This window comes from Pedobacter sp. GW460-11-11-14-TSB4 (assembly GCF_059423705.1).
The window spans coordinates 44,558-58,152 of sequence record NZ_JBWKYI010000004.1 but is presented as its reverse complement, the minus strand read 5'-3'; the positions used below and the strand labels follow the sequence as shown (position 1 = coordinate 58,152).

Annotated in this window: 13 protein-coding genes; 11 read left to right on the top strand and 2 right to left on the bottom strand. The window is 37.5% G+C overall.

Annotation, left to right across the window (positions count from 1 at the left end; genetic code table 11):
* Window positions 1-235: 235 nt before the first annotated feature.
* Window positions 236-1,009, bottom strand: a complete 774-nt coding sequence (locus AC07YT_RS05915) for an SDR family NAD(P)-dependent oxidoreductase (RefSeq protein WP_494945215.1) — start codon at window positions 1,007-1,009, stop codon at window positions 236-238.
* Window positions 1,010-1,187: 178 nt separating this feature from the next.
* Here AC07YT_RS05915 and AC07YT_RS05910 point away from each other — a divergent pair, with 178 nt between their 5' ends.
* From AC07YT_RS05910 to AC07YT_RS05900, 3 genes are all read left to right on the top strand, one after another.
* On the top strand, window positions 1,188-3,539 hold the full coding sequence (locus AC07YT_RS05910; protein WP_086545693.1) for a TonB-dependent receptor: 2,352 nt from the start codon (window positions 1,188-1,190) through the stop codon (window positions 3,537-3,539).
* A 3-nt stretch (window positions 3,540-3,542) separates the two neighbouring features.
* The gene (locus AC07YT_RS05905; RefSeq protein ID WP_086545694.1) at window positions 3,543-4,652 is read left to right on the top strand and encodes a PepSY-associated TM helix domain-containing protein; all 1,110 of its coding nucleotides are present in this window, start codon (window positions 3,543-3,545) and stop codon (window positions 4,650-4,652) included.
* Window positions 4,653-4,793: 141 nt separating this feature from the next.
* On the top strand, window positions 4,794-6,962 hold the full coding sequence (locus AC07YT_RS05900; RefSeq protein WP_086545695.1) for an alpha-galactosidase: 2,169 nt from the start codon (window positions 4,794-4,796) through the stop codon (window positions 6,960-6,962).
* On the opposite strand, the gene AC07YT_RS05895 is transcribed toward AC07YT_RS05900, so the two are convergent.
* Window positions 6,959-7,375 carry an SRPBCC domain-containing protein gene (locus AC07YT_RS05895; RefSeq protein ID WP_086545696.1) on the bottom strand — a complete coding sequence of 139 codons (417 nt, stop codon included), beginning with the start codon at window positions 7,373-7,375 and terminating at the stop codon, window positions 6,959-6,961. The genes AC07YT_RS05900 and AC07YT_RS05895 overlap by 4 nt on opposite strands.
* 735 nt (window positions 7,376-8,110) lie before the next feature.
* Here AC07YT_RS05895 and AC07YT_RS05890 point away from each other — a divergent pair.
* The 8 genes from AC07YT_RS05890 (at window position 8,111) to AC07YT_RS05855 (ending at window position 13,540) form a co-directional block, all read left to right on the top strand.
* Window positions 8,111-8,599 (top strand): SMI1/KNR4 family protein, encoded by a 489-nt coding sequence (locus AC07YT_RS05890; RefSeq protein WP_086545698.1) that lies wholly within the window; start codon window positions 8,111-8,113, stop codon window positions 8,597-8,599.
* 504 nt (window positions 8,600-9,103) lie between these two features.
* On the top strand, window positions 9,104-9,328 hold the full coding sequence (locus tag AC07YT_RS05885) for a hypothetical protein (RefSeq protein WP_086545699.1): 225 nt from the start codon (window positions 9,104-9,106) through the stop codon (window positions 9,326-9,328).
* Between the two features lie 3 nt (window positions 9,329-9,331).
* Complete coding sequence (locus AC07YT_RS05880) at window positions 9,332-9,787, top strand: hypothetical protein (RefSeq protein ID WP_086545700.1); 456 nt, start codon at window positions 9,332-9,334, stop codon at window positions 9,785-9,787.
* 495 nt (window positions 9,788-10,282) lie between these two features.
* Complete coding sequence (locus AC07YT_RS05875; protein ID WP_086545701.1) at window positions 10,283-10,828, top strand: REP-associated tyrosine transposase; 546 nt, start codon at window positions 10,283-10,285, stop codon at window positions 10,826-10,828.
* A 293-nt stretch (window positions 10,829-11,121) separates the two neighbouring features.
* Window positions 11,122-11,769: a hypothetical protein gene (locus tag AC07YT_RS05870; protein WP_086545703.1), complete on the top strand. Its 648-nt coding sequence runs from the start codon at window positions 11,122-11,124 to the stop codon at window positions 11,767-11,769.
* A 3-nt stretch (window positions 11,770-11,772) separates the two neighbouring features.
* The gene (locus AC07YT_RS05865; protein ID WP_086545704.1) at window positions 11,773-12,321 is read left to right on the top strand and encodes a 3'-5' exonuclease; all 549 of its coding nucleotides are present in this window, start codon (window positions 11,773-11,775) and stop codon (window positions 12,319-12,321) included.
* 251 nt (window positions 12,322-12,572) lie between these two features.
* Window positions 12,573-12,818: a transposase gene (locus AC07YT_RS05860; RefSeq protein WP_494945244.1), complete on the top strand. Its 246-nt coding sequence runs from the start codon at window positions 12,573-12,575 to the stop codon at window positions 12,816-12,818.
* Between the two features lie 440 nt (window positions 12,819-13,258).
* Window positions 13,259-13,540 (top strand): Rdx family protein, encoded by a 282-nt coding sequence (locus tag AC07YT_RS05855; protein ID WP_086545706.1) that lies wholly within the window; start codon window positions 13,259-13,261, stop codon window positions 13,538-13,540.
* The last annotated feature ends 55 nt before the right edge of the window (window positions 13,541-13,595 follow it).

The following is a 13,595-nucleotide window of genomic DNA, read 5'->3' as shown; positions in this document are numbered from 1 at the left end:
CTGCAACCGGGGCTAGAGGAAAAGTTAAGGCTGTTTTTAAGGTTTTATGCTGCACTAACCTTTATTCCTAAACCTGATTGACGGGGAAAGCTCCCGATTTTTCATCGGGACTTGTACCAAAAAGCAGGACTGCAAACCGCCAAGAATAACTGCCCTTTCATTTTCAAATAAATAAAAACATGATTTCCATTTAAGCCATTCTATCCGGACCTCCGACCCCTGACTTCCGGACTTCTTAAGTCTTATAAATCCCAGCGGCCATTTTTTCTATAAATCCTTTTGGCAAAATCCTATTGGCATATACGCTGATGATATTGGTAAAACCTGGAATAATTTCAGATTTCCCGGCGAACATTCCTTTTATGGCAATTTCTGCTACTTCATCGGGTTTCATATTAAATTTCTCTGCCATTTTGCTAAAGGCATCTAATCCGGCACGATGTGCAAAGCCTGTATCAACAGGCCCAGGACTTAGGCAGCTCACCGAAACAGGACCATCTTTAAGTTCGAACCTTAATGCCCTAGTAAAAGATAAAACAAAAGCTTTGGTTGCCGAATAAATGGCCAGAGTTGGTACCGCCTGGTAGGCTGCAGTACTGCAAACGTTGAGTATATAAGCTTTTTTTTCTGCTGAAAGGACTGGAAGCAATAAATGGCACAATGAAGTTACCGTAGTCATGTTTAACTGGCACATTTCTAACTGGGCACTTAAATCCAGTTCTCCAAATTTCCCCCACAATCCGTAACCTGCATTATTAATCAGGATATGAACGGCGTAATTCTTTTCTGTGATCCAGTTGTATACTGCTTTTGGGGCTTCAGCCTGGCTAAGATCGATTGCCAGGATATGCACTTCAACCTCATATTGTTTTTTAAGAGCGGTTTGTAAAGCACTCAATTCATCAGCCGAGCGGGAGATAAGCAGCAGATTAATTTTTCTTTTCGCCAATGCAATGGCCATCGATTTGCCAATACCTTTACTTGCTCCGGTGATTATTGCGTACTTCATCTTGGTGTCCAGCATCTTTTTTACTCTGAATAGTTTAACGCAAATATCAAATAAATTAAAGCTTATGCCTTATTTATTTTAAAATGCTGCCTGATTAAACGCCACATAGGTATCTTTTTTGAATTATTATTTTTAACGAGTCTAAATAATGCTAGCTTTGCCGAAATTTAAAAATTGCATGAAACACCAATACATAAAATTTTTTGCCACGGCTCTTTTGATGCTAACCACAATTTCCCTTTTTGCACAAACAGGGAAGGGTACAATTAGCGGAAAAGTTGTCGATTCGTTAGGGAATAGTATACCTTTTGCCAACATACAGGTTAGAAAACAGAACCTTAAAAGTACTTCAGATAAATCAGGTGCCTTTAAATTAACAGCTGTTCCTGCCGGTAACCAACTAATCAGGGTTTCGATTACAGGTTACGATCAGGTTGAACAAGGTGTATCGGTTACTGCAAACGATACCACACAGGTAACATTTGTTTTGAAAGAACAACACGCAGAACTTAATGATGTGATTGTTTCGGCAAGCAGAAGGCCAGAATCCTTATCGCAAACACCATCATCAGTAACGGTACTTACCGCTAAGGAATTAAATACACAATCAACCATTAGTCCAAATTTGGCTAATATCCTTTCGTACAGCGTACCTGGATTAGGTTTTTCTACTAATCAAACGGGTAACTCTGGTCAGACTTTACGTGGGAGAAATGTACTCGTGTTAATTGATGGTATTCCACAGTCTACGCCATTAAGAGCAGGAGGAAGGGATATCCGCAGTATCGATCCTTCGGTTATTGAGCGTGTTGAAGTGATTAAAGGTGCCACCGCCATTTACGGTAATGGTGCTGAAGGTGGTTTGATTAACTACATTACTAAAAAAGCCGATAAAGGAAAATCATTCGGAGGTTATTCTCAAGCCGGAATTACAGGAAACTTAAAAGGCGATAGTACCGTTGGTTACCGCTTTTCGCAGCAGCTTTACGGTAAAACCGGTAAATTTGACTATCTGGTAAGCGGTATGTTCGAAAAAACCGGTGTTTTCCGCGATGCTGAAGGCCTGGTTATCTCGCCTGAATATGGTTTAGGCGAAACCAAATCTTACAATGGTTTTGTGAAACTGGGCTATAACTTTACTCCAAAACAGCGTTTGCAGGTGATGTATAATTATTTCAGCTCCAGACAGCATTCTAAATATTTAACCAAAGATGGCGTTTATGGCCAATCGCCGGCCATTGGTATTTACGGAACAAGACTGGGTGAAGATGAAGGAACAAGGTTTAACCATAATGCTAATTTACAATATACGAATCAGCAGATTTTTGGTAAAACTGATTTAACTGCCAATGTTTACTATCAGGATTTTTATACCATTTATTCTAACTCAGCATCATTTTTCGGAAGTGGCCAATCGGCTATTACTTCAACCAAAAAAGGCGCAAGGGTAAACCTGAACACACCTTTCAACATTACAGAACAGGTGCCGATGCAACTGAACTATGGATTGGATTTAATGAATGATAAAACCGCTCAAAGTTTAACTGATGGTCGTTTATGGGTGCCTAACATGAATATGGTGAATTTTGCACCTTACTTACAGGCTTCTGCAACTTTAATTAATGATTTAACCATAAAAGGAGGTTTGAGGGTCGAAAATATTAATATTGATGTAGACGATTTTAACACCCTGGCAACTGGTGCAAACGGTGCAGGAAGTATAGCGGTACAGGGCGGTAAATTAAATTACAATGCTTTAGTATTCAATGCTGGTGCACGTTATTCAAAATTCAAGTTTTTTAATCCTTTTATCAGTTATGCGCAGTCGTTCTCGGTATTCGAGCTAGGCAGGGTGTTAAGGGCAGCAAAAAGCAATACTTTATCGCAGTTAGAAACTAAACCAATTATTGTAAACAATTACGAAGCTGGTTTTAGCAGTACCTTAGGTAAACTGAATTTCAGTGCAGCTTATTACTACAGCACTTCTAAACTGGGTGCCAATCTTTTGGAAGTAAATGGTACTTATATCTCTCAACGTATTCCGGAGCGTGTATATGGATTTGAAATCCAGGCCGATTATCAGGTTTTAAAAGCGCTGAGCATTGGTGGTAATTACGCACAGGTAGAAGGAAAAGGCGATGTAGATGATGATGGTAATTTTAACGGAGAGAAAGATGTGTATTTAAACACAACGCGTATCCCGCCATCAAAAACTACGGTTTATCTTAAATATTCAGGGATTAAAAACTTAATTTTGGATGTAAACTGGATGCGTGTAGGAAATCGCGATCGTTTTAAAACCAATGCTGCAGGTAAATATTTAATCGGCGAAGGTCCGGTAAAAGCCTTCAACTTATTTAATGTTGCCGCAGTATATCAGGTTACACCACCTTTAAAATTATCGGTAGGTGTAGAAAATTTACTGAATAAAGTTTATTATCCTGCCATTTCTCAGTTTTATGGCAGCAATGTAAATTATGTGAGGGGCAATGGACGTAGATTTAACCTGTCGTTAGGCTACGCTTTTTAGGCAATGAAAAATAAGAATTTTAAAAATACCATCAGGAACATTCACCTCTGGCTCGGCCTGGCCACTGGCCTGGTGGTATTTATTATTAGTATAACCGGGGCACTGTATATCTTTGAAGAAGAGATCAGGGAGCTTACACAAAAAGATTTTCGCTACGTAGGGCTTCAACAGAAGCCTTTTGTAGGTTTAGATCATATCATTTCCAGCTTCGAAAAATTATCGCCCAAAGACCAGTTAAGGCTGATCAGGATTGAAGACGGGTTTTCAAACGCCACAGTAGAAATTACCACAAAAAAAGGCATCGTTTATTATTTTAACCCCTACAATGCCGCTTTGGTAAAAAAAGGTGGCGAAGATTGGCTCCAGGTGGTAGAACATATCCATACCTCGCTATTGCTGGGTAAAACCGGCCAATTTATTATGCAGTGGTCGGTAGTTATTTTTGTGCTGATGCTAATTACGGGACTGGTACTCTGGTTTCCCGGCCAAATGCGCTTATTAAAACAATCTTTAACCATTAAAAGAAAAGCCTCGTTTAAACGGCTGAATTACGATTTACACAACGTATTGGGTTTTTATGCATCACTTGTGTTATTGGTTACTGCTTTAAGTGGTTTGTACTTTGCTTTTAAAGGGGTGAAAAATGCAGCGAGCTTTTTTACCGGGAGTAAATTAGGACAAGGTAAAGCTATTGTTTTAGCCAAACCGACGCACATCGATTCGGTACCTGTGCGCTACAACAAAATTTATACTGAAGCTAAAATTAAATATCCCGGGGCTATTTCCACTAGTTTTTCACTTCGTGGTAAAGGCGAATTACGGTTAAGGATGATCTATCCGTACCGTTGGGCACGTAAGCAGAATACCTTTTTTTACGAAGAAGCCACGGGTACAATGACCAGGGCTAAACTGTATAAAGATTTTAATGGCGCCGATTTAATAGAAGCCACCAATTACGATCTGCATACGGGCAGGCTTTTAGGGCTTCCAAATAAAATTCTTTCTCTTTTAGCAGCTTTGGTTGCAGCGAGTTTGCCGGTTACAGGTTTCATCATCTGGTGGAAGAAAAGGAAAAAGCCCAGAAAAGCGAAACCTGTTCTTGCCCAGGGGTGAATTTGTGCCTGTAACACGTTTAAATAGCTGCTATCTGACCATAAATAGTTAATATTTCGCTTAAACCTGATAATTACAAATCATTACGATCTGTATTTTTTTGCAAGTTTTGATCTTTATTTTATAAGACAACACAAGCGAATGAAACGCAGCATCCACATTTATTTATCGCTAACCCTGGCATTTTGTTTGGGTTCGAATACCTACGCCCAAAAAATTATTATTAGTACCGATCATTCGGCACTGGTATATCATGTCAATAAACAGCAACAGTTAGAACAAACTTATTTCGGTAAAAAACTTCAGGATTCTGCTGCTTACAGGCCCGCAAGTCCTTATGAATTGCCCGCTTTTGCAACCGGTGGCGCCACTTATTTACAGGAGCCAGCGATAGAGGTAACCCATGCCGATGGGAATATGTCTTTACAACTCGGGTTTGTATCATCAGCTGTAAAAACAGCAGGTAACGTAACCGAAACCGTTATCCGTTTAAAAGATCCTGCCTATAATTTTTTTGTAAACCTACATTATAAGGCTTATCAAAAGGAAAATATAATCGAAACCTGGAACGAAATAGACAATCAGGAGAAAGGTGATGTGGTGCTGCACCGCTACGCATCGGCATTTTTGAACTTTCCCGGAGCAACCAATTACCTGACCCGTTTTAATGGCGACTGGGGAATTGAGGCACAAATGGAAGAATTTTTATTGCCTAACGGACTTTACAGCATTCAGTCGAAACTGGGTGTAAAAACAGTTGAAAACGGTTTATCATCGTTTATGCTCAGCAAACAGAAGCCTGAAGATGAAAACCAGGGAGAGGTATTTGGCGGCTCTTTGGCCTGGAGCGGCAATTTTAACCTCCAGTTCGAAACATTTAAAAATAATTCGCGCCTTGGCGATGCGTTAAAGGTAATCTGTGGCATTAATGCTTATGCATCAGATTATCGCCTTAAAAATAAACAAAGTTTAAGTACCCCGCATTTTATCTTTACCTATACCAATGGCGGACAGGGGCAGATGAGCCGCAATTTTCATCACTGGGCTGTTAAATATGGCATTTGGAAAGGCGATCAGCGTAGGCAGACTTTACTTAACAACTGGGAAGCCACTTATTTTAAATTCAATCAGGATACCCTTGTTAATTTATTTGATGGCGCAAAAAAGCTAGGTGTTGATCTGTTTTTACTGGACGATGGCTGGTTTGCGAACAAATATCCACGCGATAACGATAAGGCTGGCCTTGGCGATTGGGAAGTGAACAAACGCAAATTGACAAATGGCATCGGTTATCTGGTTAAAGAGGCCAGAAATAAGGAAATCAACTTTGGGATATGGATCGAGCCGGAAATGGTCAACCCAAAAAGCGAGTTGTACGAGAAACATCCGGATTGGGTACTGAAAGCACCAAACCGCCCCGAAGACCTTCAACGGACACAACTGGTGCTCGATCTGACCAACCCGAAGGTGCAGGATTTTGTATTTGGCGTAATCGATAATTTAATGAAAGAAGCGCCGGGCATCACCTACATGAAATGGGACTGTAACAGGATCATGAGCAATCCTTACAGTGTTTTTATGGGGAAAGATCAAAATGCCATGTTTGTTAAATACACGCAGGGGCTGTATCAGGTACTCGATGCCGTAAGGGCCAAATATCCCAACCTGGAGCTGATGCTTTGTGCAAGCGGAGGCGCTAGGGTAGAGTATGGTGCCATGAAGTATTTTAATGAATTTTGGGCCAGCGACAATACCAATCCATTCGACCGCATAAAAATCCAATGGGGATATTCCTATTTCTTCCCGGCACTCACCATTTGCAACCACGTTACCGAATGGGGCAAACAACCGATTAAATTTAAGCTGGATGTGGCCATGTCTGGTAAAATGGGTTTTGATATCCAGGTGAAAAAATTAAACGAAAAAGACCTCGCACTGAGTAAAATTACGGTAGATAATTACAAAAGATTGCAACCCATAATCAATTATGGTGATTTGTACAGGCTGGTATCACCTTATCGCACCAATAGTGCGGCGTTAATGTATGTTGATAGCACGATGAATAAAGCCGTGTTATTTGCCTATAATTTAACGGTAAGCGAAGCCCAAAACTACCCTACGCTAATTTTAAAAGGGCTGGATCCCCAAAAGAAATACCGGATCAGAGAAATCAACTTATTGCCGGGCAGTAAATCAAAATGCCCGGATAACGATCAGGTTTATACGGGCGAAAGTTTGATGAACTCGGGTTTAAAATGGTACCTGAATCGTAGCGAAACCAGTTCTGTACTAGCGCTTGAAGCCATTTAAGCAAGCTGCTCAGCATAGGCTTTCAGCTGGTTCAGTCCCGACTGACAGAATTCCTGTTGCATGGTCAGATCAAGATCTGCAACAGGTTCAAATGTTTCGGTGAGCGTAACCGGGTTACTTCCGGTGAAGGTAATCAGGCTTTTTCTGTTGTCATCCAATGTATAAGCAATGCGCTTATGTTTAATAATTTCAGTATAAGTGCCGCTAAAATCAAAACGCTCACTTCCATCTTTCCTCACCATTACATATAGAAAGCCACCACCTTCGATCAGGTTATTTTCAATTTTCTCATTGATCCATTCACCCGATGGTGCATTCCATTTAGCAATGTGTTCGGGCTCATTCCAGATTTCCCATACCAGGTTAACCGGTTGGTTTATCTCAATACTGGCTATTAAAGCATTCTTATTCATACAGACTAAATTATGTCCTAAATTAACATTTCAGCGTTTACTTTTAGGTGGCCATTGAAGACAAATTAAAGGGTGATTTGAGCGAATTAAAAATATCGCATCAAATAAAAACAGTGATTTTGCTATCTGTTTTTCAGACTTGAGTTGTATGATTATGTAGATAAAGCAAACAAAAATTGCCTTATCGGTGTAATTATAGTTCCTCTAACACGGGAGTAATTGGAAAGGGGTAAACACGGATGTGGCTACCCTTTTCTTTTTTGACAACATTTTAAGGGGCAAACTTGTTTAGTTCATTTTGTTCAGTGTAGTTTAGCAGACCATAAAAGGCATGAACAACTTTAGCAATTTGATGCTGATCTACCAGGCAAAAGATATCATTATCGCTGTTTTTCGCACATTCCATCATCCATTTTTTTCTTCATCAATTTTCCATCCCTCCATATTTTTTGTACCCTTGTAAAAAAATAAAAATGGAGAAACCCCTCACTAACGCAAGTCTTAGCGGGCAAGGCGGTGCGCTGTATGACTTGTGCTTTTATTGCTTTATTATCTCTTGTAATCCTTTTATATTTAATCATGAGCATAAAATATAAGTTTCATGATTCGACTACCGGGTCGCGCTTAAAGAGTTAGCAAATCAATCTGGTAAAACAATAAATATTAAAATTGTTTCAAGTCCTTGGGCCATGAATAGCTCAGGAATGAAAATATATTTAAGAAAACCGTAATATTATGGAAATAAAATATTTAGGTTATTTAAGAGATAATCCGGATGCTTATCCAAATGAAATTGAAGACAAATTAACGATTGAGCCTATTTCCTTACAGGAAATAGCAACATTAGAACAATTGTATAATAATGGCAATCCTTTTCCTAAAGTATTAAAGGAACTATTATTTTTGGCTGGAGCATTTTGTTATGTTATGGATTTTGGAACCTTTGATAGCCAACAAGAAATGCAGGATTATGTTAGAGATCGTATGACTTCTCGTAGCAGAGTTATCTCTAGACCATTTTACGCTGTTGATGTTTATAATCAAGGTGATCAATTTCTTTTTATTTATTTAGACGAGGGCGAAGATCCCCCTGTTTACGAAGGACTTTATTCTGGTGGAGGCGTTAATTTCCCAGATTGGATTCATTCAGTTTCTGTAAAGTCTCTTTCTGAGTTGATAAACCATAGAATTGATAGGCAAAAACAGGGTAGAAATCCATTTTAGGCATTTGGTATGATTCTATTTTTGATGTGTATTTCATTCAAATGAATATTAAGGCCAAAGGTTGACTTCTGTACTTACATCTTGCTAGCTTATGAGGTACCTCGGTGAAAAATAATTGGGTATAAATACTCCCCTCGCTAACACATGCGTGCCGAGTGTGAAAATAAAAAACACAACATTTTTAAAAGATCGCCATTGCCGCGGTCTTTTTGATTTTTAAAGATATTTATACAGATACTAGGTGGCTAAATATCTATTAACTATATGGAGTACCCTCACTAGCTCAAGTCTTAGTGAGCAAGATGGTGTATTGGGTTGACTTGTGCTTTTAAATAAAGCCTTATTATCTCTTGTAATCATTTATCTTTAATCATGAGCATAAAATATAAGTTTCATGATTCAACAGCAATATGCTTTGTTTCTTTTGCAGTTATGGGATGAATTGATGTTTTTACGCGTCGTTTTACAGAGACCCCATGGAAGCTTAGATTTACTGATAGTTTTATGGATTTTAATGAGGCAATAACTAGACATTTTGCGAAAATATCTGATCCAGTAGCTGGGAAGCCACCACTGGATATTGTGGTGATTGATTATAAATATATGGACGAAATTTCAATAGGAATAGGGCAAAATTCTTCATATTTGAAAGATGAGGTCGATTTATATATACAAACAAATTTTCCTCAGTATAATAATACAACTTATCTATTGAAATTAAATTATTGACACATGGCAACTACATTCTTAGGTTATAAGGGGAGCAAAGGGTTTTATATTCATGAAACATATGCTAAATTGATCTTTCAATTTATTTATCAAGAACTCAAAAAAGCAAAATATACATTTGTCAATAAAGATATTTTATTAGCGGATTGCGAGGCTAAAATAAATGGTTGGAGAAATGGTTATATTGTTCTTAGATGGGATGATAGGTTAATTGGTATGGATGAAGAAAATAATATGACACAACTTCTACAAAATATCATTATTGATTTGCAAACCAGAGGGAATTATATTAGTGTAGAAGAGCTGCAAGCTATACCATCCGAAGATGAGCTTTGGAAAATGGATCTCGATAAGAAATTTCCGGTAAATGAGCTGATTCGTGTTTTTAATGCACTGATACAGATGCTTCAAGGAACATGGTTGTCAACTAATTACGATATGAATATAAAATGGAAATAAATAATTGATAATGAGAAGTAATGAAGCCTCGCTAGCGCACGCGTGCCGCGTGTGAAAATAAAAGCTATAACATCTTAAAAGACCGCTATTGCCGCGGTCTTTTTGATTTAAGATATTTGTACAGATATTAAGTGGCTAAATATCCCTCGCTAGCGCACGCGTGCCGCGTGTGCAACATAATTAAGCAATTCACACACTCGTTTATTTAAGAGGTCGTAATTTCATTGGTCTCTTAAATAGGAGTATAGCAAAAGGAAATCCTTTACGAGTAAAGTTATTTACAATCGATACTCAAGCCCACCAAAATATTTAAGAAAGTACAATTTTATTTTCGGTCATTTTCTTATATTGTAAATTACAATCATCTCTATAAATAAAACCATTATCTGGCCAGCTACCCAGCTAAAATGGTTAATTCATCCTGTATTTTTATAAAAAATAAAGCGTAAAAACTTTTACTGGCACAGGTGTGTCACATGTGAAAAACCTAAAGAAATGAGCCGTAAATATAAATTTTATAATAAAGGAGGATTATACTTTGTAAGTTTTGCAACAGTACATTGGATAGATGTATTTGTTAGACCGATATATTGCGATATTATGGTTGATAGCTTAATTTACTGTAAGCAAAATCTGGGTTTAGAACTTTATTGCTGGTGTATTATGCCAAGTCACATACATTTAATATTTAGTGCAAAAAATCATAATCCAGATATTCTACTAGGTAGGATAAAAGAATATACTTCCAAAGAAATTGTCAAGGCAATTAAAGAGAATAGTCAGGAAAGTAGAAAAGAATGGATGCTTTGGATGTTTGAGCGGGCAGGCTTAAAAAGCAGTAACGTTAAAGGATATCAATTTTGGCAACACAACAATAAACCCATAGAATTGTGGAGTACGGTAGTTATTGAGCAAAAGGCAGATTACCTGCATGATAATCCGGTAACAGCAGGTTTTGTTAACGAGGCCTGGCATTGGAAATATAGCAGTGCAATAGATTATAGTGGAGGTAGGGGGTTGATAGATTTAGATGAACTGTAAAGGAGATATAGAAATGCACACGCGGCACGCGTGCGCCAGCGAGGGGAATATCTTTGTTAGGTACACTTTTAAAGGAGATATTAAAAAAAGTTTGCTGAAAAAAATAAAGTATGCAAGAGATAATGGTAATTTTAGTTATGTGATTTTTGATAAAATAGATTTAGATATTTTGATTAATATGAGAGCGAAAGGAAAACTAAGTTTGACTGGGATAGAAGGGCTTAACTTTTCCATAACTCTAAAAGGATCAAGATTAGATTTAGGACCTTACATGCCATTTAAATATAATTGATATGAGCACAACAATTAAATATAAGAATCTTTATGGTGAAGATATGACGCTTCAACAGCTGCCAAATGTAGGAGATTATGATAAACTACAATATGAGAATGGAAATGTTAAAAGAATAGATTCCTATTATGACAAAAAATTAGATAGTGGGACTTATTATTTGTCCTCAACCGAAGATAAACAAGCTATTGTTTTGGAGTTTTCTAATATTTGGATATCGACTGAAATTTATTTAAATACTCAGTCTGTGGGTACCTTTACACTAAGAGAGTGGGAAACATACGGTGGAACTGATCTTATATCAAAAGGTAAGACTCTATTTGACAATCAGGATAGGAGAGTTGCTACAGAATTTTTAGATATTAATAGTTCTCAAATAAAGTCCATTGAAAAGAAATTTTATTTAACGATACATGATGAATATATTGATATAGATGGATTACCTGATTTTGGTCAATTAAGTTTTTATTATAAAGAGGATTTAATAATAGTTGAAGTCAATTTGCCTGGTTTTGAAGATGATAATTATAGGATAAGTGATAATGAAAACGTATTAAATAATTTATTGATAAGACCGCTTTTTAAATGGGAAGATCATCCTTATTATCATAGGGCATTGCCATTAATCCCCAATACACCAAATATTTAAATCATGCCAAACATATTAGATAAAATTATAATCATCGATGTCGAATCTACCTGTTGGGAAGGCGCAAACCCAGTAGGTATGGAAAGCGATATTATAGAAATTGGTGTCTGTTTACTGGATATACAAACTGGTGAGATAACCGATAACAGGGGGATCTTGATCAAACCAGAACGATCAACAATTAGCTCCTTTTGCACAGCATTAACCACCATTACCCCAGAAATGGTGGTTAAAGATGGTATTTCATTTAAAGAGGCCTGCTCTATCTTAAGAAAAGAATATTTATCTCAAAAAAGGGTATGGGCAAGTTTTGGTGCTTACGATTTAAAGCAGTTTCAACGTCAATGTGCTGCTATGGGTGTTGGTTTTCCTTTTGGTCCGTCGCACATTAATGTTAAAACTTTGTTTGCCTTAAAAAATAAATTGGATCATGAGGAAGGAATGGCAGGTGCACTTAAAATGTTGGATATCCCATTAAAAGGTACCCACCACCGTGGAGTGGATGATGCATATAATATTGCAAGAATCCTTCATCGAATTTTGAATAATTAATTTTTTTCTTTTTCACCTGGTTCAACTTGAACCACTACTAGCGCAAGTCTTAGTGGGCAAGGCGGTGCGCTGTATGACTTGTGCTTTTAAATGCCTTATTATCTCTTGTAATCATTTATCTTTAATCATGAGCATAAAATATAAGTTTCATGATTCAACAGCAATATGCTTTGTTTCTTTTGCAGTTATGGGATGAATTGATGTTTTTACGCGTACTATTTACAGAGACCTGCAACTGGAAAGTTTAACTTATTATACAAGAAAAAGGCCTTAACCTGCATGCCTGGGTAATTATGAGCAACCATGTACATTTAATGGTGAGTAGCAGGGAGGGATATTTATTGCCCAACATGATGCGCGATTTAAAGAAGTATTCAATAGTTAGGATCTTAAAAGAAATAAAAGATAGCATGATCGAAAGCAGAAAAGAATGGATGCTTTACTTGTTTGCTAAAGCCGGGCAACAAAACAGCAACAATAAAAACTTCCAGTTTTGACGGCAGGATAATCATCTCATCGAATTAGATCCTCACCTCAATATCTTTGCAGAACGGATTAATTACCTGCATAATAAACCGGTTGAGGCTGGGCTGGTGGCAAATGCCTCAGACTATTTCTACAGTAGTGCTATAGCTTATGAAGAAGGGAAAGGATTGATTGGTATTGATCAATTGGTTTAACCAGGACACAAGTCGGGCCACCACTTAAGCTCCGGGCGCTAAGACTTGCGCCAGAATAGGGCAAACTTGTTTAGTTCATTTTGTTCAGTGTGGTTTAGCAGATCATAAAAGGCATGAACAACTTTAGCAATTTGATGCTGATCTACCAGGCAAAAGATATCATTATCGCTGTTTTCCGCACATTCCATCATCCATTTTTTTCTTCATCAATTTTCCATCCCTCCATATTTTTTGTACCCTTGTAAAAAAAAATAAAAATGGAGAAACCACTGGTTAGCATTACCTATTGCCCCAAATGTGGCTGGATGCTACGTTCGGCTTACATGGCTCAAGAGATTTTAACCACATTTGTTGATGAGGTAAAAGGTGTAACCTTAATTCCAAGTGAAACATCTGGTGTTTTTAATATTTTGGTTGGTGAAAAACTAATTTTTGATAGAAAAGAGATGCAGCGTTTCCCTGAAATTAAAGAATTGAAACAGCTTATTCGTGATGAAGTGAATCCAGACATGAACCTTGGGCACTCTGATGTTAAATAACCTAGTCAGCATTAAATCGTACTGTTGTTCAAAAAAACTTCCGGTTATTAAAATT